The sequence below is a fragment of the Paraburkholderia sp. GAS333 genome, assembly GCF_050435665.1.
In the GTDB taxonomy this organism is placed as follows: domain Bacteria; phylum Pseudomonadota; class Gammaproteobacteria; order Burkholderiales; family Burkholderiaceae; genus Paraburkholderia; species Paraburkholderia fungorum_A.
Genome location: NZ_JBNDKS010000010.1, coordinates 95,825 through 121,295, shown reverse-complemented (window position 1 = coordinate 121,295; position 25,471 = coordinate 95,825). Strand labels below are relative to the sequence as shown.

The window sequence follows — 25,471 nt, the reverse complement described above, 5'->3', positions numbered from 1 at the left end:
AGCTGCGAAAAACGCAAAAGCTGCGCTCAACGGAACGAATATTGCTCTTTCGGACAGGATACGCCGCCAAATTTCTTTATTCAGGAGACCTCCAGCAATGAGGGCGCCGCCTACCGCCGTTGTCCGCGAAAAAAATGCCGGCCTGATTGAAACGGATTTGCCATCGCGGCTCGACCGTCTGCCGTGGGGCCGCTTTCACTCGCTGATCGTCGTAGCGCTAGGCGTGACGTGGCTGCTCGACGGTTTGGAGGTGACGCTGGCGGGGGCTGTGGCGAGTGCGCTGAAAACCAGTCCGGCGTTGCGCTTTACCAACGCCGACGTGGGTCTCGCGGGCAGTGCGTACATCGCGGGCGCGGTGCTCGGGGCGCTCGGTTTCGGCTGGCTGACCGACCGGCTCGGACGACGCAAACTGTTTTTCATCACGCTCGCGCTGTATCTGGCGGCAACCGCCGCGACCGCGCTGTCGTGGAATCTGGCGAGTTTCCTGCTGTTTCGCTTCCTGACCGGTGCAGGCATCGGCGGCGAATATACGGCAATCAATTCGACGATTCAGGAGTTCACGCCGGCGCGGGTGCGCGGCTGGACCGATCTCGGCATCAACGGCACGTTCTGGGTCGGCGCGGGGCTGGGTGCGGCGGGGTCGCTGGTGCTGCTCGATCCTCATTTGCTGCCCACCGACTGGGGCTGGCGCGCGTGCTTCTTCATCGGCGCGGTGCTGGCGCTGGCGATTTTGCCGATGCGCATCTGGGTGCCCGAAAGTCCGCGCTGGCTTCTGACGCACGGCGACGAGCGCGATGCACGCTCGATTGTCGAAGGTATCGAAGCGCGTTTTCGCGCGGAAGGCCACGCGCTTTCCGACGAGCATCTCACCCGCCTGCGATTGCGCGCACGCGGCCACACACCGCTGAAAGAGGTTTTCCACACGCTGTTCAATGTGCACCGCCGACGCGCGCTAGTCGGCCTGACGCTGATGACCGCGCAGGCGTTTTTCTACAACGCGATCTTTTTCACCTATGCGCTGGTGCTCACCGATTTCTATCACGTGCCGGGCGATCACATCGGCTGGTATCTGCTGCCGTTCGCGCTCGGCAATTTCCTTGGGCCGCTGCTGCTCGGCCGCCTGTTCGACGTGATCGGGCGACGCAAGATGATCGCGACGACCTACGGCCTGTCAGCGATTCTGCTGACGGCCAGCGGCTATCTGTTCGAGCAGCAGATGCTCACCGTCGTCACGCAGACCATCGCGTGGATGGTGATTTTCTTCTTCGCGTCGGCCGCGGCGAGTTCGGCGTATCTGACGGTCAGCGAATCGTTTCCGCTCGAAATCCGCGCACTGGCAATTGCGGTTTTTTACGCGTTCGGAACGGCGCTGGGCGGCATTGTCGGACCTGCATTTTTTGGACGGCTGATCGACACGCATCAACGCAGCGCGGTGTTCTCGGGCTACCTGGTCGGCTCGGGGTTGATGCTCGCAGCCGCTATCGTCGCGGCGATCTGGGGCGTGGACGCAGAGCGCAAGTCGCTGGAAAACGTGGCGGCACCGTTGTCGAGCGTCACCGATGGTGACGGTCGCAGCGAGAACGCCGCGTAATAAAAAAACGCGCGGTCAGCGCCGCGCGTTTCGCCTGCTTCAAATAAACCAGCCGCTCAAAGCGCCTTCTTCCAGCCGCCACCAAACGCGATATCCGCCAGCGGCAAACGCTGACGCACCGACTTCTCACGCTCACGCAGCACCGGGTCGAGCTTGTCGACATCGCCGAAATGACCGATCGAAATCATCGCGATCACATCGACGTCGTTCGGCACATTGAAGGCCGTGCGGAATGCGTTCGGATCGAACCCGCTCATCTGATGCGCAGCGAGACCGAGCGCATGCGCCTGCAACACCAGAGCCATGGCCGCAGCACCCGCGTCGTACGGTGCGCAGCGGTTCACTTCGCCCTTGTTGTTGAGCGTGTGCGTGGTCACGGCGATCAGCACCGGCGCGGGCGCATTCCAGCCCTGGTTGAACGGCACCAGCGTGGCAAAAGCCTGCTTGAACGAAACTTCATCGACACTGCGGTCGAATACGAGGAAACGCCAGGGTTGCGCGTTATACGAAGACGGTGCCCAGCGAGCCGCTTCGAGCACGGCACGCAGATTCTCGCGGCTCACCGGCTCGCTCGAATACGCGCGCGGGCTCCAGCGGCCTGCAAGCAGCTCGTGGATGGCAACTGCGGTAGGGGCGGGTTTGTTGGTCATGCGCTTCTCTCGGTCGAAATTCATGATCGCCGGGCGGGCGCCCGGGGCCACATAGCATACCCGGGCTTCGGCGCTCGTGGTCCAACTGGCGGGCAGTTTGTCTTCGCACGGCGTGGAAAAAAAACGGCCCTGCACAGAGGGCCGTCGACCGTTCGATTCGTCAGACTTTTCCGTTCTTTTACAGCACGTGTATTACACCGCCTGCGTCTCAGGAACCTTGGCCGGCCGGTTGATCTGCAACACGATTACCGCCGCGACCAGGCACAAACCGCCGGAGATCATCGACGCCACCGTGTACGTGCCGAGGCTCGCGCGCAACATGCCCGCACCGAGCGCCGCGAAAGCTGCCCCGAGCTGGTGACCCGCGACCACCCAGCCGAACACTACGGGCGCCGATTCCTTGCCGTACACATCCGTCGCGAGACGCACGGTGGGCGGGACGGTCGCGATCCAGTCGAGACCGTAGAACACGGCGAACAGCGGCAAACCGAAGAAGTCGATCCCGAAGGCGTGCGGCAGATACATCAGCGACAAGCCGCGCAGCCCGTAGTACCAGAACAGCAGCACGCGGCTATTGAAGCGGTCCGACAGCCAGCCCGACAACGTCGTGCCGAACAGATCGAAGATGCCCATCGCGGCGAGCAGCGACGCGCCCTGCACTTCCGTCATGCCGTAATCGCCGCACATCGCGATCAGATGGGTGCCGACGTAACCGTTGGTGCTCGCGCCGCAGATAAAAAAGCTGAAGAACAGCAGCCAGAAATCACGCGTTTTGCTCGCCATGGCCAATGTGCCGAAAGCGATAGCCAACGGATTCTGCTTCTTGACGGCGCTGGCTTCCGGCGCGTCGTGCGGCTCGCCGTACGGACGCAGTTTCATATCGGCCGGACGTTCGGGCAGCAGAAAGGCGACCAGCGGAATCACCACCGCCGCCGCGAGCGCGACCACCCACACGACCTGACGCCAACCGTAATGCTCGGCGATAGCGGCGAGCATCGGCAGGAACACGAGTTGGCCGGTGGCCGAACTCGCCGTGAGAATGCCCATGACGAGACCACGGCGCGTGGTGAACCAGCGTGTCACCACGGTCGCCGACAACGACAGCGCCGCCACGCCGGTCGAGCCGCCGACCATCACTCCCCAGATCAGCACCATCTGCCACGGATGCGTCATCAGCGACGACAGCGCGACACCCGCCGCCATCGTCCCGAGCGCGGCCAGCAAGGTGGGACGAATACCGAAGCGCTGCATCGCCGCCGCCGCGAACGGCCCCATCAGCCCGTAAAGCGCGATGTTCACGGAGATGGCGAGCGAGATCGTCGCGCGGCTCCAGCCGAATTGATGCTCCAGCGGCACCATCATCACGCTCGGCGTGGCGCGCGTGCCGGCGGCCGCCAGCAGCACCAGAAACACCACCGCGACGGTCAACCAGCCGTAGTGGAAACGCCCGCCAATCAATCTCGCTGCCCAGTTCATCGGTTCTCCCATCGACGCCTGACCGATCAGCCGCGTCGCATCCATTGTTACTGCTTCAGTAAGAGACTTGTGACAGATCTGTCACAATTGTGGTTGCGATCTTAGTTACTGGTCGGTAACATGTCAAGGCGTCAATTCAATTCAGGTGGTCCCATGTCCGATAGTGAAACCGACAAGCCGGTCCGCGCAAGGCGCACGCGCGGCGCGCAAACGGCCGGGCCGCAGGCGCAGGAGAATTTGTTGCGGGCTGCGGGCGAGCTGTTCTATCGCGAAGGGGTACGCACGGTCGGCGTCGATGCGGTGGTCGAGCGGGCTGGCGTGAACAAGATGAGTTTGTATCGCCAGTTTTCTTCGAAAGACGAACTGGTGATGGCGTATCTGGAGCGGAAAGACGAGCAGTTCTTCGGCTACGTCGAGAAGAGTTTCGCGCAACATCCCGGCGAACCAACTAAACAGCTTCAACAGTATTTCGACGACCTCGCACAGCGTGCGTCGATTGACGACTATCGCGGATGTCCGTTCGTGAACGTGTCGGTGGAGTTTCCCGACCCGGCGCATCCGGCGCGACAGTTCGTCTTCGGCAACAAGCAGCGTTTGATGGCGCGGCTGCTTGAATTGACGACCGCCGCGAGTGCCGACGATCCGCCAGCGCTGGCCGACGCGCTGGGGCTGCTGATCGAAGGGGTGTACGCGGCGAGTCAGACCTATGGGCCGGGATGCGGACCTATTCGGGTCGCACCGAAGGTGGCTGCGCAGTTGATCGCGGCGGCTTGCGGGGAACGAGCGACGCAGCAGACCGTGTAACGCGGGCCGCCTGATTTAGCCCGGTAAAATGACGCTTTTCCTCCAGCATTTCCCCGCCATGTCGTCGTTGCCCGCCGAATCCCACGAAGCCGTTATCGCCGCCACCCGTCACTGGCTGACCGAGGCCGTGATCGGCCTGAATCTGTGTCCGTTCGCGAAGGCTGTGCACGTAAAGGGGCAAATTCGCTACGCCGTCAGCGACGCAGTGGACATGGAAGGCGTCCTGACCGATCTCGAAGCCGAGCTTCAGACGCTGGTCGCCGCCGATCCGAACGCCATCGACACTACACTGCTGATCCTGCCGCGCACGCTCAGCGATTTTCTCGACTACAACGACTGCCTGTTCTTCGCCGAACGAATGCTCAAGCAGCTTCGGCTGGAAGGGATTGTTCAGATCGCCAGCTTTCATCCGGCTTATCAATTCGAAGACACCGAGCCGGACGACATCGAAAACTACACGAACCGCGCGCCCTACCCGATTCTGCATTTGCTGCGCGAGGACAGCATCGAGCGAGCCGTCGACGCGTTCCCCGATGCGGAAGATATCTACGAACGCAATCAGGAAACGCTACGGCGTATCGGCCTCGCGGGCTGGAACGAGTTGATGAAGCGCTAACCGGCGCGGCAGATCAGGCGACGCTCGTTTCGACGAAAAACCGCTCCTTCAACTCGCCGATTCCGAGCGTTTCCATCACTTCATTGAGCCGTTCGGCCGGCCGGCGCCGCGGCAAATCCTTGTACTGCGCGATGATCAGTTCATTCTTCATCGAATGCTCCCAGCCCACGAGTTCGGTCACGCTGACCTGATACCCATGCGCCTCGAGCTGCAAACAGCGCAGCACATTCGTGATCTGGCTCCCAAATTCCCGCGTATGCAGCGGATGCCGCCAGATTTCGGTCAACGCATTCGCGAGCGACTTCTGCTTGTTCTGCCGTAACACCCCCGCCACTTCAGCCTGACAACAGGGCACGACCACGATGTACTTCGCCTTCTTTTCGAGCGCGAAGCGGATGGCGTCGTCGGTGGCGGTATTGCATGCGTGCAGCGCCGTCACGATGTCGATTTCGGCGGGCAGACGCGTCGACGTGATCGACTCCGCCACCGACAGATTCAGGAACGACATCCCCTTGAAGCCGAGTCGCGCGGCCAATTCTTCGGACTTCGTAACGAGGTCTTCGCGCGTTTCAATGCCGTAAATGTGCGAAGCCCCACCTGCAGCGTCCTGAAACTCCTTGAAGAAAAGATCGTAGAGGATAAAACCTAGGTATGACTTGCCCGCGCCGTGATCGACGAGGGTCAGGTTGCCCTGGTTCTCCTTGAGGTCTTTGAGCAGCGGCTCGATGAACTGGAACAGGTGATAGACCTGTTTCAGCTTGCGGCGGCTGTCCTGATTCATTTTGCCGTCGCGCGTGAGGATGTGGAGTTCCTTCAGGAGTTCGACGGACTGATTCGGGCGGATTTCGTGGGTTTTGCTGGACATCATGGGGGACCGCCATCAATTGCAGTACGAACGTGCGACAGATGACGGAAAAAAGGAATAGTTGCTGCCAGTTTACCCAAAGTGCGGCGCGCTTACCGAAGGAGCCGCGCTGACCATGCAAGAAATGCCGTCAACCTGGAACACTTCCTGCTCGATTTGAACTACGCGGGCCGTTCCGGGGAGTAGCAGAAGACAGCTTGCGCATCGGGCAAAGTCAATTTGCACAAGCCATGTCGCTGATAACAATAGGCTAGCGGCCGTGACACGTTCACGCGAACCGGATGCATGTGGGGAGGGCGGTCCCGGAACACGGGCCGAACGTTACGTAACCAGCAGCGCGCCGAGACACTAACCGGACGCGCGCTCGGATAGATGAGGCGGCAATGGATACGGTACCCAACGGAAACGTAGAACAGAAGTTTCAGGAAATGCTGGCGAAGCTCATCGCGACGCCGGCCTGGTCGGAGAAGCAGCAGTTGGAACTGGAGATGGCGCGCGACATCTCCACGGAAATGCTTCGTCTGGCGGAAGTCATGCGCGATGGCAGCGTCGATATGGAAACGTGTCTGACGATGCTCAAGTACGCGAAGGTGCTCGATTTCGTGATGACGACGCTCGCGTCGCGGCGCGATATCAAGCCGCAAACGCTGCGCGTTATTTTCAAGCTGGCGGGGTTGAAGGTGGATGAGGCTTATCCTGGATAGGTTTCGTTCCAGTTTTTTGGTTTTGCAGTTCCGTCGATGCGGATAGAGATCAAACGGCGACAACGCCGCGATTTGCAAAAGCGGTTTCGTACCGCTTGCGCGGGTCGCGGCGTTGTTTTTGGCGGCGGCTTCAGGCGCGCGGTGCTTCGACGGGCGGCGTACCGTCGTGAAACAGCGTCTTGAGTTGCGCGCGCAGTTCCGGCGAATCCGTGTGTTTGTGCACGGTCACCGCGTGCTGGACGGCGGCGTCGAGAAGCTCGCTCTCCGTGTCGGCGGATAAGGCGATGGTGCAGTTCGTGTCGCTCGGAAACTCGCGGCAATCGATATATTTGCGGGTCATGACAGTCTCCTTGATCGGTATCGAGCAGCTATCGGATTTCCATGCGAACGGGCGACGCGCGGATTTCGCTGGATCGTCCGTCAAGTTATTGCGGCAGTCGTGGACGCAACCGCCAACGGCTTTGCGGAAACGATGGCGATTAGCCACTCAGGCTGGACGAACGAGAAAAACGGCGGGCGGGTTTAACTTAACGCGCGAGAAAATACGCGAGTCGCGTCGGATGGAAGGTGTTTGAAAAGTATAGGTCGCGTAGGGTAATAGCCAAGTCCAGCAAAGGCTCGGCGGCCGCCGCCAATGCAACGTAATCGCAACGACACAGCGCAGCGTACCGGCTAGATCGCGCTGCAAATCACCGCTTTTGCAGCTTGCCCAACCGCCCACCCGTTTGCCCTGCGCTGTCCGCGATGTAAAAATAGCGCCCTCCGCGCCGCCTGATCATCCGATCCCGCCGACGCGCCGCCTCTTCCGCTTACCTCGCAGGTCCGCATGTCATCCTCGTTCGATTTCGTCCGTGTCGCCATCATTGGCGGCGGTCCTGCTGGCTTGATGGCTGCCGAGGCACTCGCCCGTCCGGGCTTGCAGGTCGACGTCTATGACGCGATGCCGTCCGTCGGCCGGAAATTCCTGATGGCGGGCAAAGGCGGGATGAACATCACGCATTCGGAGCCGCTCGAGCCGTTTCTCGGCCGCTACGGCGCGCGTCGTGAGCAGATCGCGCCGCTACTCGACGCCTTCGGGCCCGACGCGCTGCGGGCCTGGTTGCAGGGGTTGGGTGTCGAGACATTCGTCGGCAGTTCGGGACGGGTTTTCCCCGCCGACATGAAGGCAGCGCCGATGTTGCGAGCCTGGCTGCATCGATTGAGGGAAGCCGGCGTGCGCTTTCACATGCGGCACAGATGGAACGGTTGGACATCGCCCTCTTCCCGCAGCGACAACGACACCACCACGCACGCGCTCACCTTTGAAACGCCCGAAGGCGTGCAAACCGTGACTTGCGACGCTGTAGTGTTCGCGCTCGGCGGTGCAAGCTGGCCGCGCCTTGGATCGGACGCCGCCTGGGTCCCGCTGATGACCGCGCGCGACATTCCCATCGCACCCTTGCGCCCCGCGAACTGCGGCTTCGACGCGGACTGGAGCCCTTATCTGCGCGAGCGTTTCGCGGGTCAGCCGGTCAAGCCGATGGCTATCACCGTCACCGATGTAGACAATAGAGTCCACAATCGACAAGGTGAAATACTTCTGACCGAAACGGGCCTCGAAGGAAGCCTGATTTATGCGATGTCGGCGTTCATCCGCGAACGGATTCTGGCCGACGGCGAAGTCACGATTTCGCTGGATCTGGCGCCAGGCCTGGCTCTCGAGCGAGTAATCGCCGAGGTCACGCGTCCGCGCGGGTCACGTTCGATGTCGAGTCACCTGCACGGTCGAATCGGGATTGGCGGCGTAAAACTGGCGTTGCTGCACGAGATTTTGTCGAAGGAAGCGTTTTCGGACGTGGACGTTCTCGCGCAAGCGATCAAGGCGCTGCCGGTGAAGCTCGTGCGCACGCGGCCAATCGCCGAGGCGATTAGCACGGCAGGTGGTATTCCGTTCGAGGCGCTGGACGAGCGAATGATGATCGAGCAGTTGCCCGGCGCGTTTTGCGCGGGCGAGATGCTCGATTGGGAAGCGCCGACGGGCGGCTATCTGCTGACAGCCTGTTTCGCTAGCGGCCTGGTGGCAGGCAGAGGGGCGCTGGATTATCTGAAGGCTCGCGGCGCATCGGTGTGATGTAGCGCCGGGGCGCGGTTTCAATGGGCCGATGTTCGTGTAGTCGCACGCTCAATACAAAGCGTAAAGCGACAATTGACGCCTCACAACCAAGTCGTGCCCCCTCGAATCAGCCACGTCACTTGAGGTCAAATCGAAACAAGCGTCGCGTTGATGCAAAACCCGGCGACACGCGCCGACGCATCAACGCCGCGCTCATCGGCTCACCGCACCACTCGTTACCGCGGCTTCAACCGCCACAACGACGTCACCTCGGCCACACGCGCCTGATGCAGTGCATCCGTTTCATCGGTCGACTTCGGATGCCGCGGACGAATGTCCTCACGCCCGACCACCGTCAGCCCTGCTTTCTCGATCGCAGCCAGCAACCATTCGCGCGTCCGCAAGCCCAGGTGCTCGGCGAAATCCGACATGATCAGCCAGCCCTCGCCGCCCGGCGACAGATGCTCTGCGAGACCATTCAGGAAACCGAGCAACATGCGGCTCTCCGGATCGTAGATCGCGTACTCGACCGGCGACGCAGGCCGCGCCGGCACCCACGGCGGATTGCACACCACGAGCGGCGCGCGGCCTTCCGGGAACAGATCCGTCTGGACAATCTCAACCTGCTGGTCATAGCCGAGACGCGTGAGGTTTTCACGCGCACAGGCTAGCGCTCGCGGATCCTGATCGGTTGCGAAGATTTTCTTGACGCCGCGTTTCGCCAGCAACGCGGCAAGCACGCCCGTACCCGTGCCGATATCGAACGCCTTGTTTAGCGAAGGCAGCGGCGTGCGCGCGACCAGATCCACATATTCACCGCGCACCGGCGAAAACACCCCGTAATGCGGATGAATCCGCTCGGCAAGCGCAGGAATCTCGACGCCCTTCTTGCGCCACTCGTGCGCGCCGATCAGTCCGAGCAGTTCGCGCAGCGACACGACCGACGCTTCTTCATTGGACGGCCCATAGGTTTCGATGCAGGCTTGCGCCACATCCGGCGCGCGGCGCAGCGGAATGCCGTAAGCGGCGTCGAGCGGAATCAGGATCATGCCGAGCGTGCGCGCGCGTTGCGACTGCGCCTGCCGATGCAGGTTGAATGCGTCGACCGGCGTCTCGCCCTGCTTACGCGGTTTGCGCTCCAACCGGCGAGTGACCGCCTGCAGCAACTGGCGAGCGTTCTGGAAGTCGCCGTTCCACAGCAGCGCCGTGCCTTCACAGGCGAGGCGGTAGGCCGAGTCGGCGGTCGTCCGGTCATCCGCGACGATCACGCGCTTGGGCGGCGGCACGTTCGCTTCGGAGCGCCAACGCGCGGAACGGGGGCCTTCAGCTTCGGGCCAGATAATGAATGCGGGGCTGGTCATGATGAGGTGGGATCGGTGTTGCGGGAGTGACGCGATGAGACGTTGCGTCGTCGGGGGCGTTGCCCGCCGGACGGAGTACTTGATAGCAATGCCGACTGACGCCCGAATAGTACCTCTGCGAAGCGGCTTCGCGGCGGGCTATTCGTCGACCGGAACGGCTAGGGTGAGTATCGAAACACATCAAATGTAGACAAAAAAATCCACAATCGACAAGGTGAAAGAGATATGGTGATTTTGGGCCGTTCGCGGCCTCACCGGTGAGTGTGTGACCAATGGCTTTTCAGCTCCTTTGACGCGCCTTCCAGACAGCCCGGAAGCACGGCCCGGCAAGCCTTTCGCGGGTTTCAGCGAACTTGCGACGACGCATTGAACCCTGCCGCGAGCCCCTAACGTGAACCGTCGCATTCAGCCAAATTCCGCCTTTTTGACAGCAAAATCGCCAATCCACGCGCACAATAAAAAACGGGGTTTCTGACTGAACAGAAACCCCGTTTCGTACAACTGGTGCCGGCTGCAGGACTCGAACCCGCCACCTCATGATTACAAGTCAAGCGCTCTACCTGATGAGCTAAGCCGGCATGAGGCCGTGATTCTACTTCATTTCACGATCTTAAGGCGAGCCCTTCCGCCACCTTTTGTTCCATCGTCGTCAGGTTGCGGATTGTCGGTTGCGCTCTCGGCTTTCGCCGCCAGATCGGCTGCCGACAAAGTCTCGACCGCGCGCGGCGCAGCCGGTGCTTCGACTTCGTCGACCGCTTGCGCGTCGGCGCCCGAATCCTGCGCCTCGCCCCCCGCCGATTCGACCGGGAACGCCATGCCCTGGCCGTTTTCGCGTGCGTAAATCGCGAGAATATTCGCGATCGGCACTTCGATCTTGTGCGATTTGCCGGAGAAACGCGCGCTGAACTCGATCCACTCGTTGCCCATCTGCAACTGGCTGGTGGCCTCGAAGCTGATGTTCAACACGATCTCGTTGTCGCGCACGAACTGACGCGGCACGCGCGTCTGGTTGTCGACCCGAACGGCGATGTGCGGCGTGTAGCCGTTATCCGTGCACCACTCGTAAAGCGCGCGCAACAGGTAAGGCTTGGTGGAAATCTCTTGCATCTACAGTCCTCTTACCGGGCGCGGGCCCGCGCAGTCTATGCGCGGCGCCCTCGCCCCATAGCCAAACTCAACGACGCATCACCTTTTCCGAAGGCGTCAGCGCTTCGATATAAGCCGGGCGGCTGAAAATGCGCTCGGCGTACTTCATCAGCGGTGCGGCGTTCTTCGACAGCTCGATGCCGTAGTGGTCCAGACGCCACAGCAGCGGAGCGATCGCGACGTCGAGCATCGAGAACTCTTCGCCGAGCATGTACTTGTTCTTCAGGAAGATCGGCGCGAGTTGCGTCAGACGATCGCGGATCGCGAGACGTGCCTTCTCGTGATTCTTCTCGGCAGCCTTGCCCTTTTCGTTTTCGAGCGTGCCGACGTGCACGAACAGTTCCTTTTCGAAGTTCAGCAGGAACAGGCGGGCGCGGGCGCGCTGAACCGGGTCGGCCGGCATCAGTTGCGGGTGCGGGAAGCGCTCGTCGATGTATTCGTTGATGATGTTCGATTCGTACAGAATCAGGTCCCGTTCGACGAGAATCGGTACCTGACCGTACGGATTCATCACGGCGATGTCTTCCGGCTTGTTAAACAGGTCGACGTCGCGGATCTCGAAGTCCATGCCCTTTTCGAATAACACCAGCCGGCAGCGCTGGGAGAACGGGCAAGTAGTGCCGGAATACAGAACCATCATATTTACGTTTCCTCAAAAAGCTGAAAGGCCAGCGCGCGGAAAAACCGTTCAGCAGGTTCTTCCTGGCGCCGGCCCCACGCCGGGTGACGGCGTGATTATTTGATATGTTTCCAGTACGCGGCGTTCAGTCGCCAGGCGAAAAAGCTCAGGATACCGAGGAACATCAGCACCCACACGCCAAGTTGCTTGCGGGTTTTCTGGGTCGGTTCGGACATCCATGACAGGTACGACACGAGGTCGGCCACAGCAGAATCATAATCTACCGGCGACATGGTCCCCGGAGTGAGCTGCTGGAAGCCGACAAATTTGTGTACCGTTTCGCCGGTTTTTTCATCGGTTTCATCACCGAATTTCGCCGCACGCTGCCCCTGAAGCTGCCACAGCACGTGAGGCATGCTCACGTTCTCATACACGAGATTATTCCAGCCGGTTGGCCGCGTATTGTCGCGATAAAAGCTGCGCAGATACGTGTACAGCCAGTCCTTGCCACGCGCCCGCGCTTCCACCGACAGATCCGGTGGCGCTGCGCCGAACCACGCTTTCGCGTCTTCCGGGCGCATCGCGATGGTCATCGTGTTGCCGATCTTGTCGCTGGTGAACAGCAGGTTCGACTGAATCTCGGCCGGCGTGATGCCGAGATCGGTGAGCCGGCTGTAGCGCATCAGGTTCGCGCTGTGGCAATTCAGGCAGTAGTTTACAAACAATTGCGCGCCGTGCTGCAAAGAAGCGAAATTGTCCGCGTTATCCGGCGCGCGGTCGAGAGGGAAATTCTCGTCCGCGTAGGCCGGAGCGGCCAGCAACGCAAGCAGTGTCACGCCGATCAGCGCGCACGTCGAAAGCAGTTTTTTCATTTCGTGTTCTCCTGGCCCGCGATTAGTGAGGCTTGAACCGCACCCGTTCGGGTGGCTGCTTGAACGTGCCAAGCCGCGTCCAGAACGGCATACCGAGGAAAAACGCGAAGTAGATCAATGCACAGATCTGCGCAATCAGCGTGGAAGCAGGCGACGGCGGTTTGGTGCCGAGGAAGCCCAGCGTCAGGAACGCGATCACGAAGATGCCGTAGAAGACCTTGTGAAAAAACGGCCGGTAGCGGATCGACTTCACCGGCGAGCGGTCGAGCCACGGCAGGAAGAACAGCGAAATCACCGCGCTGCCCATCACCACCACGCCCCAGAACTTCGACTCGGTGAACGCCATCGCCAGAATCACCAGCACGGCGAGCACCGGCAGGCCAAGCTTCCACTTGCCGCGTGCTCGCACCAGCGCGAGCAGGCCGAGCAACGCGATCACGATCATCAGCACGATCTTGAATGGATCGGTGGTGGCGCGAAGCATTGCATAAAACGCCGTGAAGTACCAAACCGGCGCAATTTCTGGCGGCGTTTGCAGCGGATTCGCCGGAACGAAGTTATTCGACTCCAGGAAGTACCCGCCCATTTCCGGCGCGAAGAAAATGATCGCCGCGAAAATGAACAGGAACACCGTCACGCCCATGAAATCGTGCACCGAGTAATACGGGTGGAACGGAATGCCGTCGAGCGGAATGCCGTCCGGGTCCTTCTTCGCCTTGATCTCGATGCCGTCGGGATTGTTCGATCCCACTTCGTGCAGCGCGACCAGGTGCGCGACCACCAGCCCGACCAGCACCAGCGGAATCGCGATCACGTGAAACGCGAAGAAGCGGTTCAGCGTGACGTCCGAGACGACATAGTCGCCGCGAATCCACAGCGACAGATCCGGCCCGATGAACGGAATCGCCGAAAACAGGTTCACGATCACCTGCGCGCCCCAGAACGACATTTGCCCCCACGGCAGCAGGTAGCCGAAGAACGCCTCGGCCATCAGGCACAGGAAGATCAGGCAGCCGAAAATCCACACCAGTTCGCGCGGCTTGCGATACGAGCCGTACATCAGCCCGCGGAACATGTGCAGATACACGACGACGAAAAACATCGACGCGCCCGTGGAGTGCATATAGCGGATCAGCCAGCCCCACGGCACCTCGCGCATGATGTACTCGACCGACGAGAACGCGAGCGTCGCGTCGGGCTTGTAGTTCATCGTGAGGAAGATGCCGGTGACGATCTGGTTGACCAGCACCAGCAACGCGAGCGAACCGAAGAAGTACCAGAAGTTGAAGTTCTTCGGCGCGTAGTACTCGGAAACGTGTTTTTTCCAGGTGGAGGTCAGCGGAAAGCGCCGGTCGATCCAGCCGACCAGCCCGGTCGTCTCTACGTCGTGCTCGATCGCCATTACGCTTCTCCTTTCTCGTCCTTGCCGATCACGAGGCTGGTCGCCGACGTGAACATGAATCGCGGGATGTCGAGGTTCTGGGGCGCGGGTTTGTTCTTGAAGACGCGGCCGGCCATGTCGTAGGTCGAGCCGTGGCAAGGGCATAGAAAGCCGCCTGGCCAGTTGTCTGGAAGATTGGGTTGCGCACCCTCCTGGAAGCGTGGCGTCGGCGTGCAGCCCAGATGGGTGCACACAGCAACGGCGACTAGAAGATGTTTGTTCTCAGCGCGTGAACGGAACTCGTTGTTGCAGTACTCCGGCAACGGCATCGAAAAAGGATTTTTTGTGCGGGGATCGGCTACTTCGTTATCGGCTTTCTGTACATCGGCGAGCATCTGGTCGGTGCGGTTGATGACCCACACCGGTTTGCCGCGCCAGGCGACGGTGACCATGTCGCCGGGCTTGAGATTACTGATATCAACTTCGACCGGGGCGCCTGCGGCCATGGCCTTTTCAGATGGTGCAAACGAACTAACAAAGGGTACGACAATGGCAACGCCTCCTATGCCACTTGCTACGGTCGTCGCTACCAGCCAGTTCCGGCGGCTGCCGTCGACGCGTTCATCTTCTTTGTCTCGCATCACACGCCCCACTTCTGAGTTGGATTTTTCCTTCACGTCGCTTCTACCGCCGCTAGTTTGCGTGAATGGAGTCGCCATTTACAAGGGCTGATTGCCAAAAACCGTGCGAAGCCCTTGATAAATCAGGGTTTCTCCGTACGGTCCGCAAACTTTTTTGCGCCCCCTTTTAAGTGCCCTCTGCGTTAATCAGCGCTTTTTCTTCGTTAATGCAATTCGCAAAACTTTCAAATTCAAACGGGATTAGGGATATCGATAAAGACGTGCTCAATATCGAATTGCTCGGACAGATGTTTGCCCACCGCCTGCACGCCAAAACGTTCCGTTGCATGGTGTCCGGCTGCGAGAAAAGCGACCCCGCTTTCCGCCGAGGTGTGCATCACCGACTCCGACACTTCGCCGGTCAGATAGACGTCGGCGCCCGCGTTGATCGCGGCGTCGAACATGTTTTGCGCAGCACCCGTGCACCAGCCCACGCGACGCAGTTGCCGATCCGGGTCGCCGAATACGAGCGGCGTGCGACCAAGCGTTTGTTCGATTTCCGCGGTGAAGTGCGCGAGTGTGATCGGCATCGGAAACGTGGCGAGCCAGCCGAGGTCGTTCTCGCCGAAGCGCGCGTCGCTGATCCAGCCCATCTTCTCGCCGATCTGCGCGTTGTTGCCAAGCGTGGGATGGTCGTCGAGCGGCAGGTGATACGCGAACAGGTTGAGGTCGTTCGCAATCAGCAGTTTGAGACGCGCGTGTTTGCGGCCGGTGATCTGCGGTGCTTCGTTGCGCCAGAAGTAGCCGTGATGGACTAGTACAGCGTCCGCGCCCCAATCGAGCGCGGCTTCCAGGAAGGCCACCGAAGCGGTCACGCCGGTCGCGATCCTGTTGATTTTGCGACGCCCCTCGACCTGCAATCCATTGGGGCAATAGTCCTTGAAGCGCGCGGTTTCAAGAAGATTGTTCAAGTACAATTCAAGTTCGATCCGATCCATATAAACCTCTAGTCTTCAGATGCTTAGACGCTTTTGGCTGTTCTTTGCCCAAGCGGTGACTGTGCTGTTGGCGCTGATGTTCATCATTGCGACCCTCAAACCGCAGTGGCTCCAGCGTCAAGGGCAATTCGGCAAGCAACTCGCCGAACCCATCGTCGCCCTACGGGAAGTGGCGCCAGGCATCGGCAGCGGGCCAGCCCAGGCGTCCTATGCGGACGCTGCGCAAAAGGCGATGCCCGCGGTCGTCAATGTGTTCTCCAGCAAGGATGGCTCACTGCCGCCCGACCCTCGCGCGAAAGATCCTCTGTTCCGCTATTTCTTCGGCGACAAGAACAAGCGCAAGCAGGAGGAGCAACCCGCATCCAACCTCGGCTCCGGCGTAATAGTGAGTTCGGAAGGTTACATTCTAACGAACCAGCACGTCGTGGACGGCGCCGACCAGATCGAAATCGCGCTGGCCGATGGTCGCACCACAAATGCCAAGGTGATCGGCGTCGACCCGGAAACCGATCTTGCCGTGCTCAAGGTCAATATGACCAACCTGCCCACCATCACGCTCGGCCGCATGGACCAGACACGGGTCGGCGACGTGGTGCTGGCGATCGGCAATCCGTTCGGCGTCGGGCAAACGGTGACCATGGGGATCGTCAGCGCGCTTGGCCGCAATCACCTCGGCATCAACACATTCGAGAACTTCATTCAGACCGACGCGGCTATTAATCCGGGCAACTCGGGAGGCGCGCTGGTCGATGTGAACGGCAATCTGCTCGGCATCAACACCGCGATTTATTCGCGCTCGGGCGGCTCGCTTGGGATTGGTTTTGCGATTCCCGTGTCGACGGCGCGTAGCGTGCTCGAAAGCATCATCACGACGGGCTCGGTCACGCGCGGCTGGATCGGCGTCGAGCCGCAGGACGTGACGCCGGAGATCGCCGAGTCGTTCGGGCTGGAGCAGAAGTCGGGCGCGATTGTCGCGGGCGTGCTGAAGAGCGGCCCCGCGGATCGCGCAGGCATCAAGCCGGGCGATATCCTGATCAGTGTGAATGGCGAAGAGATCACTGATACCACGCGTCTGTTGAACGTGATCGCTCAGATCAAGCCGGGGACGGCCGCGAAAGTGCATCTGGTGCGCAAAGGTCGCGAGATCGATCTGGACGTCACCATCGGCAAGCGCCCGCCTCCGCCGAAACAGCCTACCGACGATAACGGCGGTGGTGGCGATCAGCAGGATGATGACGGCGGTTGATGAATCAAGCGCTGCAAGCTAGCGGTTAGCGGTTAGCGGTTAGCGGTTAGCGGTTAGCGGTTAGCGACAGCAGCAAAACAAAAGGGGGCAGTCCATATCGGACTGCCCCTTTTGTTTTTACCTCTAGGTCCAGCGCCCGAAACCCGCGCTAAACCCCGCACTCAATTCAACTCGGCGGATTCGCCTCTTCAATCACCGCTGGCTGCTTGCCCACAATCAGACGCGCCGCGATGATCCCCGCCTCGTATAACACGATCAGCGGAATCGCCAGGATCAGCTGCGAGAACACGTCAGGCGGGGTGACCACAGCCGAAATCACAAACGCGCCGACAATCACATACGGCCGGATTTCCCTCAGCTTCTTGATGGTCAGCAGGTTCATGCGGACCAGCAGCACCACGACGATCGGCACCTCGAACGTCACGCCGAACGCGATAAACATGGTGAGCACGAAGCTCAGGTAATTATCGATATCCGTCGTCATTTCCGCGCCGAGCGGCGCGTTGTAATGCGCCATCACACGGAAGATGGTTGGGAACACCACGAAATACGCGAACGCCATGCCGCACAGGAATAGCACATAACTGCTGCCCACCAGCGGCACGACCAGCTTCTTCTCGTGCTGATAAAGCCCCGGCGCGACGAATGCCCAGATCTGGTACAGCACGATGGGCAGCGCGATCACGAACGCGACCATCATGGTCACCTTCATCGGCACGAAGAACGAGCCGGTGACGTCGGTGACGATCATCTTGCCGTCCTTCGGCAAGTTCTGCATCAGCGGGCGTGCCAGCAGCCGGAAGATGTCTGGCGCCCAATACACGAGCCCGATAAACACCACGATGACGGCAATGCCCGCGCGAATGATGCGGTCGCGCAATTCAACGAGGTGGGAAATGAAGGTCTCTTCAGTGCCTTCGGTCTGGGTTTGCTGGGGGTCGCTCACGCCGGCCCTCGGTTAGAGATTGTCGTTCTGATCATCAGAAGAACCGCGTCGGACGACGCATGGTGGCCGGCGTATGCCGCGCAACGCGCGCAGCACCCGATTGCACGCGGGTGCGGCGGGTCGTGGCACGCTTGTACCACGTGGGCATGGCGGTCTGCTTGACGCGCCAGTTCTTGCGTTTGGGCGTGGCGGACGGCGTGCTGACCGGCCACGACGAATTGCTGGCCGAATTGCCGACGTCTTCCAGCGCGCCGCCGGCGATGCTCGGCGACACCGACGTTCCACTGTTCCACGCATCGTTCAGTTCGGATTCGTGCTGGCGCAGGTTGTCCTGAACAGAGGTATGCACATTGGTCGCGGCTGTTTCGAACTCGGTTTTCATCCGACGCAATTCGTCGAGTTCGATTTCACGCGTGACTTCAGACTTCACGTCGTTGATATATCGCTGTGCGCGGCCAAACAGCGCGCCCGCCGTGCGGGCTACGCGAGGCAGGCGCTCTGGCCCGAGAACGACCAGCGCGACGACGCCGATCAGCGCCATCTTGGTTAGACCGAGGTCCAGCATGAAGTGGAATGTCCGTCAGTAACGCGGGTAAGCCGCGGCTTAGCGGTAATCGCCGGAATTCGGCGTCTTTTCCTTCGCTTCCACATCGACCGCGCCGTTGCGCGGCAGTTCGCGCTGTTGCGCTTCGCTGCCCGGCGTTTCGGCTTCCTTCATGCCTTCCTTGAAGCCCTTGACCGCGCCACCCAGGTCAGTACCAATATTGCGCAGCTTTTTCGTGCCGAACACGAGTGCCACGATCAACAACACGATCAGCCAATGCCAAATACTCAACGAACCCATGACTACTCTCCTTAACCCCGACACCGCATCGCGATGCGGCAAAAAATTCGTGCGCCTTGCGGCGTGACTCGAAGCGCTGACGCTTCATCTATACGTTACCGCCGACCCTTCCGATTCACTCGCCGGCAATTCAGGTGATTGTGGCCGGGTAAGCGCGTCGCCGTTATTACATTGCGGTAAAAACAACGGCGGCGTTCATTGTCCACGACGAGAATTCACCATGGACGTCGCGACACACGCGGCGTGATCAGCCCATTCGCTGCCAGGGCCGCGGCCCGGCGAGGATGTGCGCGTGCAGGTGATACACCTCCTGTCCGCCGCCCGGCCCGGTATTGATTACCGTGCGAAAGCCCGTTTCACCGCCGGTGTACGCCACGCCAAGCTGATCGGCCAGACGCGCCACCAAAACTAACATTCTACCAAGCAGCGGAGCATCGCTTTCGGTGCAGTTGGTCAGCGTGGCGATGTGCTTGCGCGGAATCACCAGCACGTGCGTTTCAGCGGCGGGACGGATATCGCGAAACGCTACGAATTCTTCGTCCTCGTGGACTTTGGTGGACGGAATCTCGCCGGCGGCGATCTTGCAGAAAAGGCAATTCGGGTCGTGACTCATCGTATTCCTGACGCAGTATGACTGGAGCGAGAAACGCGGCGCCGCGGGCTGGCGTGACGGATCGAAGGTCGGACCCGATTAACCATGGTCAGAAGCGGTCGAAAGCGGCCAGCGTTCAGACCCAGCCCCGCGGATTCGCAAGCGGCTTGTTATCGTACAGATACAGCCAGCCTTTGATAATACGGTACAACATCCAGATGCTGACGGCCCACAGAACCGGTATGCCAATCACGACGAACAGCAGCACGCCGCCAATCGCATAACCGAGCAGGCACAGCCAGAAAGAGCGGATCTGCCACTGAAAGTGGGCTTCGTACGGCGTGCCCACCACATCGGGCCGCTTCACGTAGTTGATGATGATCGCGATGAGGATCGTCAGCCCGCCCGTCAGCCAGTGGACCGCGTACAACGCATACAGCACGTGGGTAAGCGTGCGCAGGCTGCGCTCACGCTCAGGCTCCATCGCGTTGCGGTAGACCGGCGGCGGATAGCTCTCGTGCGACTGTTCCATGCTTGCGTCCTCCCGAAGATGCGTCAGATACGTTCAGAGCAATGTGGACGCCGGAGCGGCCAACTTCAAGCAGGGCGCGATCAATTGGCACGCAAGCGACGCCCGCCCTGCCCGGTCACGGTTCAATCGCCGTTCTGTTCGCGCTCGAGACTCTTGCGCAGCGCCTTTTCTTCGAGACCCGACAGGCCTTCGCGGCGCTCGAGTTCGGCGAGCACGTCCGCCGGGCTCAGGTCGAAGTGCGACAGCATCACGAGGCAGTGGAACCACAGGTCCGCGACTTCGCCAACCAGCGCCTTCGGCGCGCCGCCGTGGCGCGTGTCCTTCGCGGCCAGTACGACTTCGGTGGCTTCTTCGCCGATCTTCTTCAGAATCGCGTCGTCGCCCTTGTGGAAAAGACGGGACACATAGGAAACGTCCGGATCGCCGCCCTTGCGGCTGTCGATGATCGCCGCGAGACGCAGCAGCGTGTCGTTCGTGGAAGCTTGCGTGGATTGCGTCATTTGTAGATGTGTTCGGGGTCTTTCAGCACGGGATCGACGGCAACCCAGTCGCCATCGTCCACCGAGCCTTCGAATTTCTGGAAAAAGCACGAGTGACGGCCGGTGTGGCACGCGATGCCCGACACCTGCTCGACCTTCAGTAACACGACGTCTTCGTCGCAATCGAGCCGCACTTCATGCACATGCTGCACGTGGCCAGACTCCTCGCCCTTGAACCACAGGCGCTGACGCGAGCGTGAGAAATACACCGCGCGGCCCAATTCAATGGTCTTCGCCAGAGCTTCGCGGTTCATCCACGCGAACATCAGCACGTCGTTCGTCGACGCTTCCTGTGCAATCACCGGTACGAGGCCGTTCGCGTCCCACCTGACCTTGTCGAGCCAATTCACTGCCGAGGGATTCACCACGTCACAACCTCACCGAAATGCCCTGATCGGCCATGAAGCGCTTGGCCTCGCCCACGGTGTGTTCGCCGTAGTGGAAGATGCTCGCGGCCAGCACAGCGTCCGCGTGACCGTTCTTGATACCGTCGGCCAGATGCTGCAGGTTGCCGACGCCGCCCGATGCGATCACCGGAATCGGCACCGCGTCCGACACCGCGCGCGTGAGCGCGAGGTCGAAACCGCTCTTGGTGCCGTCGCGGTCCATGCTGGTCAGCAGGATTTCGCCTGCGCCGAGTTCGGCCATCTTGCGCGCCCATTCGACCGCTTCGAGGCCGGTGGCTTTGCGGCCGCCATGCGTGAACACTTCCCAGCGAGGCGCTTCGCCATCGGCGGAAACGCGCTTTGCATCGATCGCGACGACGATGCATTGCGAGCCGTATTTGTCCGTCGCGTCTTTGACGAGTTGCGGATTCGCCACCGCCGACGAGTTCATGCTGATCTTGTCCGCGCCCGCGTTCAGCAAGCGCCGCACGTCCTCGACCGCGCGCACGCCGCCGCCGACCGTCAGCGGGATGAACACTTGCGAAGCCACGGCTTCGATGATCGGCAGGATCAGATCGCGCTGATCCGACGTCGCGGTGATGTCGAGGAAGGTAAGTTCGTCCGCGCCTTGATCGTCGTAACGGCGGGCAATTTCGACCGGGTCGCCTGCATCGCGCAGTTCGACGAAGTTGACGCCCTTGACCACGCGGCCAGCCGTGACGTCGAGACAGGGGATGATGCGTTTAGCTAGAGCCATGATCTTGCAATTCTGCCAATACCGCTGATGAGGCCGCTCGCCCGCAAGCAGGAAAGCGGCACGGTGCCGGCGCGATGAGCCGCGTCGCGCCGCGCGTGAGGTCATGCCGACACGGTTTGCTGCGTCTTGCCGGCGTGCCGCGTTGCCGGTTGTGGCGTGCCGCGAAAGACCGGACGCGCTAACCGGATGCCGCCATCGAATCCGGCCGCAAGGCACGGCAACCACAAACGGCCGCCGTTTGCGGCTGCGGCAAGCTGCCTTGTATTAAGCGTCGTCCGATTCGCGCAGACGGTCGGCCAGCGTTTGCGCCGCCGCGAAGTCCAGGTCGCCCGAATAAATCGCGCGGCCGCAGATCACGCCTTCGATGCCTTCGTCTTCGACTTCGCACAGCGATTCGATGTCGGTCAGATTCGACAGACCGCCGCTTGCGATCACCGGAATCTTCACCGCGCGCGCGAGACGCACCGTCGCTTCGATGTTGATGCCTTGCAGCATGCCGTCGCGGCCGATGTCCGTGTAGATGATCGATTCGCAGCCGTAGTCCTCGAACTTGCGCGCGAGATCGGCGACTTCGTGGCCGGTCAGCTTGCTCCAGCCGTCGGTCGCAACCTTGCCGTCTTTCGCGTCCAGCCCGACGATGATATGGCCACCGAACGCCGTGCAGGCGTCCTGCAGAAAGCCCGGATTCTTCACCGCCGCCGTGCCGATGATCACGTACGACAGACCGTCGTCCAGATAGCGTTCGATCGTGTTCAGGTCGCGGATACCGCCGCCCAACTGCACGGGGATCTCGCCGCCCACTTCTTCGATGATCGCCCGGATCGCGTCTTCGTTCTTCGGCTTGCCGGCGAACGCGCCGTTCAGATCGACGAGGTGCAAACGACGGGCGCCACGGTCGACCCAATGTCGGGCCATTGCCGCCGGTTCCTCGGAAAATATCGTCGCCTGGTCCATATCGCCTTGTTTGAGGCGGACACAGTGACCGTCTTTCAGGTCGATGGCGGGAATCAGCAGCATAGCAATCGGGTGTTGTCTGGGAAGGGGTTGAAGGTTGGCGGCAGCGGCTGGTCGACCAGTCCGTCTGAACGCCGTTTCGCTAGTTTAGTACAACTCTTTCGACGCCCTTGCGGTGCGTCGTTCGCGAGCAGGTCGAGCGAAATCGTGGTGCTACGGTTGTGGCGCATGGCAGACACCCCGCTTGTGGCGGGACGTTGCATGGCTACGGGATGAAGAAAGGCGCTCACGGGTTCCAGTGCACGAAATTGCGATACACGCGCAGCCCCGCGTCGGCGCTCTTTTCCGGGTGGAATTGGGTGGCGAAGATGTTATCCCGCGCTACCGCCGAGGTAAAGGGCACGCCGTACACCGTTTCGCCCGACGTATGGGCCGCGTTGTCCGGCTGCACGTAATAACTGTGCACGAAATAGAAGAACGCGTTGTCGGCGACACCGTCCCACAGCGGATGCGGCTGCGCCTGACGCACGCGGTTCCAGCCCATTTGCGGAACCTTGAAGCGCGAACCGTCGTCCTGAATCTGACCTTCCAGATCGAAGCGCAGCACCTTACCCGGCAGCAGGCCGAGGCCCGGCGTATCGCCTTCGGCGCTCCAGTCGAACAGCATCTGCTCGCCGACGCACACGCCCATCAGCGGCTTGCTGCGCGACGCTTCAAGCACCGCTTCCTGCAAGCCGGACTCGGCGAGACTGCGCATGCAGTCGGGCATCGCGCCCTGCCCCGGCAGCACCACGCGATCGGCCGCGCGGATCGCTTCGGGCCGGTCGACGATCGCCACGTCCGCTTCCGGCGCGGCCTTGCGCAATGCCTGGGCAACCGAACGCAGGTTGCCCATTCCGTAATCCACAATCGCTATCGAAGTTTTCATCTCAAATTTGGCTGCAATGCCTTCAATCCACCGACGCCGATTTTCGCCGTCTGTACTGCAAATGCCTGCTTTTGATTCAGGTCCGGCTTCGTAGCGCGAGTTCCGCGTCGAACGACCCATGCTGCATGGATTACGCGATATGCATGGGTCAATGCGTCGCTTAGAGGCTGCCCTTGGTCGACGGAATCTGTCCTGCGGCGCGCTCGTCCAGTTCGGTGGCCATGCGCAACGCACGCCCGAACGCCTTGAACACCGTTTCCAGCTGATGGTGGGCATTCAGGCCGCGCAGGTTGTCGACATGCAGCGTCACGCCCGCATGATTGACGAAGCCGCGGAAAAACTCGATCGACAGATCGACGTCGAACGTGCCGATGCGCGCCCGCGTGAACGGGACATGGAATTCGAGGCCCGGACGGCCGGAGAAGTCGATCACGACACGCGACAGCGCTTCGTCGAGCGGCACGTAAGAATGACCGTAACGGCGAATGCCCTTGCGGTCGCCGATCGCTTTCGCGACGGCCATGCCGAGCGTGATGCCGGTATCTTCGACCGTATGGTGGTCGTCGATATGCAGGTCGCCATGCGCTTCGATGTCGAGGTCGAACAATCCATGCCGTGCAATCTGGTCGAGCATGTGGTCCAGAAACGGCACGCCGGTGGCCAGCTTCTGCTGACCGGTGCCGTCCAGATTGATCTTCACACGGATCTGCGTTTCGCTGGTGTTGCGAACGACTTCCGCAAGGCGCATGGTAATTCCTCGAATCGAGCTAGAAAGCGATAGTAGTGTGGGGTGGAAAAACGGCTGGCCGCGCGCGCTGTCCAGTTTGGCGGAGAGCGCTCACGCGGCCGTTCGGCAAGCCGTTCAATGCAGCACGAGTTTCAGTCCGGCGAGCAATTGCGCATTTTCTTCGGGGGAACCGACGGTCAAACGCACGCAATTGGCCAGCAATGGATGCATTTTACTCACGTTTTTGATCAGAACCCGTGCAGTGAGCAGGGTTTCGAACAGAACGGACGCATCGGGCACGCGCACCAGCAGGAAGTTGCCGGCGCTCGGGAACACTTCGGCGCCCGGCAATGCGGCCACTGCATCGGCGAGCCGGGTGCGTTCTTCGCGCAATTGCGCGGCTTGCGCGTCGAGTACGTCGACGTGATCGAGCAGGAAATCGGCGGCGGCCTGCGTCAGCACGTTGGTGTTGTACGGCGGCCTCACTTTGTCGAGTTCGGTGAGCCAGACGCGTTTGCCGACCAGATAGCCGAGGCGGATGCCTGCCAGTCCGAGTTTGGACACCGTGCGCATCACGACGACGTTGTCGAACTCGTCGGCGCGCGGCAGCCAGCTTTGCTGCGCGAACGGTTGATACGCCTCGTCGATCACCACGAGGCTCGTGCTCGCGGCGGCGATGATGCGCTCCATGTCGGCTTCGTCGAACAGCGTGCCGGTCGGGTTGTTCGGATACGCGAGGTAGACGATCGCCGGCTGGTGCTCGGCGATGGCCGCGAGCATCGCTTCGGTGTCGAGCGAGAAATCGGCTTTCAGCGGCACACCGACAAATTCCAGGTTCGCCAGCTTCGCCGACATCTGGTACATCACGAAACCCGGCACCGGCGCGAGCACCTTGGCGCCCGGCTTCGCACACGCGATCGACAGCATGCTGATGATTTCATCCGAGCCGTTGCCGAGCAGCACATCGCAGCCGGTCGGCACACCCATCACGCGTTTGATCTTTTCGATCAACGCTTCGGGACGCGGCGCCGGATAGCGATTCAGCGCCACCCCGCCGAGGTGCTCGCCGAGATGCGCGGCCAGCACAGGCGGCAGCGAAAACGGATTTTCCATCGCGTCGAGCTTGATGAAGCCCGTCGCGTCCGGAACCGGATAGCTCGTCATGGCGAGCACGTCGCCGCGGATGATGTCGTGTGGTGTCGTCATAGGTCTCGGGAACGGGACG

The 25,471-nt window shown here is 61.0% G+C and carries 29 protein-coding genes and 1 tRNA gene; 6 read left to right on the top strand and 24 right to left on the bottom strand.

Annotated features, from left to right (window positions below; genetic code table 11):
- Nucleotides 1-97: 97 nt before the first annotated feature.
- Nucleotides 98-1,591 carry an MFS transporter gene (locus tag ABH945_RS33175; RefSeq protein ID WP_429253437.1) on the top strand — a complete coding sequence of 498 codons (1,494 nt, stop codon included), beginning with the start codon at nt 98-100 and terminating at the stop codon, nt 1,589-1,591.
- 56 nt (nt 1,592-1,647) lie between these two features.
- Here the strand turns inward: ABH945_RS33175 and ABH945_RS33170 are convergent, their stop codons facing one another.
- Complete coding sequence (locus ABH945_RS33170) at nt 1,648-2,241, bottom strand: nitroreductase family protein (protein ID WP_171910235.1); 594 nt, start codon at nt 2,239-2,241, stop codon at nt 1,648-1,650.
- A gap of 192 nt (nt 2,242-2,433) precedes the next feature.
- Nucleotides 2,434-3,717: an MFS transporter gene (locus tag ABH945_RS33165; RefSeq protein ID WP_429253462.1), complete on the bottom strand. Its 1,284-nt coding sequence runs from the start codon at nt 3,715-3,717 to the stop codon at nt 2,434-2,436.
- A 153-nt stretch (nt 3,718-3,870) separates the two neighbouring features.
- Here ABH945_RS33165 and ABH945_RS33160 point away from each other — a divergent pair, with 153 nt between their 5' ends.
- Entirely contained in the window at nt 3,871-4,521 is a 651-nt protein-coding gene (locus tag ABH945_RS33160) for a TetR/AcrR family transcriptional regulator (protein WP_429253436.1), read from the top strand.
- A gap of 28 nt (nt 4,522-4,549) precedes the next feature.
- Entirely contained in the window at nt 4,550-5,137 is a 588-nt protein-coding gene (locus ABH945_RS33155; protein ID WP_429253435.1) for a DUF1415 domain-containing protein, read from the top strand.
- Nucleotides 5,138-5,150: 13 nt separating this feature from the next.
- On the opposite strand, the gene ABH945_RS33150 is transcribed toward ABH945_RS33155, so the two are convergent.
- Nucleotides 5,151-6,002 (bottom strand): class I SAM-dependent methyltransferase, encoded by an 852-nt coding sequence (locus tag ABH945_RS33150; RefSeq protein ID WP_074766590.1) that lies wholly within the window; start codon nt 6,000-6,002, stop codon nt 5,151-5,153.
- A 383-nt stretch (nt 6,003-6,385) separates the two neighbouring features.
- Here ABH945_RS33150 and ABH945_RS33145 point away from each other — a divergent pair, with 383 nt between their 5' ends.
- Entirely contained in the window at nt 6,386-6,706 is a 321-nt protein-coding gene (locus ABH945_RS33145; protein ID WP_012434486.1) for a hypothetical protein, read from the top strand.
- Nucleotides 6,707-6,836: 130 nt separating this feature from the next.
- Here the strand turns inward: ABH945_RS33145 and ABH945_RS33140 are convergent, their stop codons facing one another.
- Nucleotides 6,837-7,046, bottom strand: coding sequence for a DUF1059 domain-containing protein (locus ABH945_RS33140; protein ID WP_074766016.1), 210 nt, complete (start codon nt 7,044-7,046; stop codon nt 6,837-6,839).
- Nucleotides 7,047-7,532: 486 nt separating this feature from the next.
- Here ABH945_RS33140 and ABH945_RS33135 point away from each other — a divergent pair, with 486 nt between their 5' ends.
- A complete protein-coding gene (locus ABH945_RS33135) occupies nt 7,533-8,816 on the top strand; it encodes a TIGR03862 family flavoprotein (RefSeq protein WP_429253434.1) in 1,284 nt (427 codons plus the stop codon).
- 218 nt (nt 8,817-9,034) lie between these two features.
- Here the strand turns inward: ABH945_RS33135 and ABH945_RS33130 are convergent, their stop codons facing one another.
- The 8 genes from ABH945_RS33130 to ABH945_RS33095 all read right to left on the bottom strand — a co-directional run bounded on the left by ABH945_RS33130 (nt 9,035) and on the right by ABH945_RS33095 (nt 15,795).
- Nucleotides 9,035-10,159 carry a methyltransferase gene (locus ABH945_RS33130; protein WP_429253433.1) on the bottom strand — a complete coding sequence of 375 codons (1,125 nt, stop codon included), beginning with the start codon at nt 10,157-10,159 and terminating at the stop codon, nt 9,035-9,037.
- A gap of 502 nt (nt 10,160-10,661) precedes the next feature.
- Nucleotides 10,662-10,737: transfer RNA gene (locus ABH945_RS33125), tRNA-Thr, on the bottom strand.
- Between the two features lie 19 nt (nt 10,738-10,756).
- Nucleotides 10,757-11,266 (bottom strand): ClpXP protease specificity-enhancing factor, encoded by a 510-nt coding sequence (locus ABH945_RS33120; RefSeq protein WP_074766022.1) that lies wholly within the window; start codon nt 11,264-11,266, stop codon nt 10,757-10,759.
- A 67-nt stretch (nt 11,267-11,333) separates the two neighbouring features.
- Nucleotides 11,334-11,945, bottom strand: a complete 612-nt coding sequence (locus ABH945_RS33115) for a glutathione S-transferase N-terminal domain-containing protein (RefSeq protein ID WP_006052302.1) — start codon at nt 11,943-11,945, stop codon at nt 11,334-11,336.
- Between the two features lie 95 nt (nt 11,946-12,040).
- Nucleotides 12,041-12,796, bottom strand: a complete 756-nt coding sequence (locus ABH945_RS33110; RefSeq protein WP_429253432.1) for a cytochrome c1 — start codon at nt 12,794-12,796, stop codon at nt 12,041-12,043.
- Nucleotides 12,797-12,818: 22 nt separating this feature from the next.
- Nucleotides 12,819-14,198: a cytochrome b gene (locus tag ABH945_RS33105; RefSeq protein ID WP_074766026.1), complete on the bottom strand. Its 1,380-nt coding sequence runs from the start codon at nt 14,196-14,198 to the stop codon at nt 12,819-12,821.
- The gene (petA, locus tag ABH945_RS33100) at nt 14,198-14,818 is read right to left on the bottom strand and encodes a ubiquinol-cytochrome c reductase iron-sulfur subunit (protein ID WP_074766028.1); all 621 of its coding nucleotides are present in this window, start codon (nt 14,816-14,818) and stop codon (nt 14,198-14,200) included. Before petA ends, ABH945_RS33105 begins: the two co-directional genes overlap by 1 nt.
- 230 nt (nt 14,819-15,048) lie before the next feature.
- Entirely contained in the window at nt 15,049-15,795 is a 747-nt protein-coding gene (locus tag ABH945_RS33095) for a Nif3-like dinuclear metal center hexameric protein (protein ID WP_074766030.1), read from the bottom strand.
- A gap of 19 nt (nt 15,796-15,814) precedes the next feature.
- On the opposite strand from ABH945_RS33095, the gene ABH945_RS33090 reads away from it, so the two are divergent.
- A complete protein-coding gene (locus ABH945_RS33090) occupies nt 15,815-17,041 on the top strand; it encodes a Do family serine endopeptidase (RefSeq protein WP_074766032.1) in 1,227 nt (408 codons plus the stop codon).
- A 166-nt stretch (nt 17,042-17,207) separates the two neighbouring features.
- Here ABH945_RS33090 and tatC read toward each other — a convergent pair whose 3' ends face one another.
- The 12 genes from tatC to hisC all read right to left on the bottom strand — a co-directional run bounded on the left by tatC (nt 17,208) and on the right by hisC (nt 25,452).
- Nucleotides 17,208-17,987: a twin-arginine translocase subunit TatC gene (tatC, locus tag ABH945_RS33085; RefSeq protein WP_074766034.1), complete on the bottom strand. Its 780-nt coding sequence runs from the start codon at nt 17,985-17,987 to the stop codon at nt 17,208-17,210.
- 34 nt (nt 17,988-18,021) lie between these two features.
- Nucleotides 18,022-18,552, bottom strand: coding sequence for a Sec-independent protein translocase protein TatB (tatB, locus tag ABH945_RS33080; protein ID WP_074766036.1), 531 nt, complete (start codon nt 18,550-18,552; stop codon nt 18,022-18,024).
- Nucleotides 18,553-18,591: 39 nt separating this feature from the next.
- Nucleotides 18,592-18,831 (bottom strand): Sec-independent protein translocase subunit TatA, encoded by a 240-nt coding sequence (tatA, locus tag ABH945_RS33075; protein ID WP_074766038.1) that lies wholly within the window; start codon nt 18,829-18,831, stop codon nt 18,592-18,594.
- A 247-nt stretch (nt 18,832-19,078) separates the two neighbouring features.
- Nucleotides 19,079-19,444, bottom strand: coding sequence for a histidine triad nucleotide-binding protein (locus tag ABH945_RS33070; protein ID WP_429253431.1), 366 nt, complete (start codon nt 19,442-19,444; stop codon nt 19,079-19,081).
- 115 nt (nt 19,445-19,559) lie between these two features.
- Nucleotides 19,560-19,955 (bottom strand): DUF4870 family protein, encoded by a 396-nt coding sequence (locus ABH945_RS33065; protein WP_074766042.1) that lies wholly within the window; start codon nt 19,953-19,955, stop codon nt 19,560-19,562.
- 122 nt (nt 19,956-20,077) lie between these two features.
- Entirely contained in the window at nt 20,078-20,455 is a 378-nt protein-coding gene (locus ABH945_RS33060; protein WP_074766044.1) for a phosphoribosyl-ATP diphosphatase, read from the bottom strand.
- Nucleotides 20,452-20,862, bottom strand: a complete 411-nt coding sequence (hisI, locus tag ABH945_RS33055) for a phosphoribosyl-AMP cyclohydrolase (protein WP_171910238.1) — start codon at nt 20,860-20,862, stop codon at nt 20,452-20,454. Before hisI ends, ABH945_RS33060 begins: the two co-directional genes overlap by 4 nt.
- Before the next feature lies 1 nt (nt 20,863).
- A complete protein-coding gene (hisF, locus tag ABH945_RS33050; RefSeq protein WP_074766594.1) occupies nt 20,864-21,637 on the bottom strand; it encodes an imidazole glycerol phosphate synthase subunit HisF in 774 nt (257 codons plus the stop codon).
- A 264-nt stretch (nt 21,638-21,901) separates the two neighbouring features.
- Nucleotides 21,902-22,654 carry a 1-(5-phosphoribosyl)-5-[(5-phosphoribosylamino)methylideneamino]imidazole-4-carboxamide isomerase gene (gene hisA, locus ABH945_RS33045; protein WP_074766046.1) on the bottom strand — a complete coding sequence of 251 codons (753 nt, stop codon included), beginning with the start codon at nt 22,652-22,654 and terminating at the stop codon, nt 21,902-21,904.
- Nucleotides 22,655-22,877: 223 nt separating this feature from the next.
- The gene (hisH, locus tag ABH945_RS33040) at nt 22,878-23,519 is read right to left on the bottom strand and encodes an imidazole glycerol phosphate synthase subunit HisH (RefSeq protein ID WP_429253430.1); all 642 of its coding nucleotides are present in this window, start codon (nt 23,517-23,519) and stop codon (nt 22,878-22,880) included.
- A gap of 160 nt (nt 23,520-23,679) precedes the next feature.
- The gene (gene hisB, locus ABH945_RS33035) at nt 23,680-24,267 is read right to left on the bottom strand and encodes an imidazoleglycerol-phosphate dehydratase HisB (protein WP_074766048.1); all 588 of its coding nucleotides are present in this window, start codon (nt 24,265-24,267) and stop codon (nt 23,680-23,682) included.
- Nucleotides 24,268-24,381: 114 nt separating this feature from the next.
- On the bottom strand, nt 24,382-25,452 hold the full coding sequence (gene hisC / locus ABH945_RS33030) for a histidinol-phosphate transaminase (RefSeq protein WP_429253429.1): 1,071 nt from the start codon (nt 25,450-25,452) through the stop codon (nt 24,382-24,384).
- Nucleotides 25,453-25,471 lie beyond the last annotated feature (19 nt).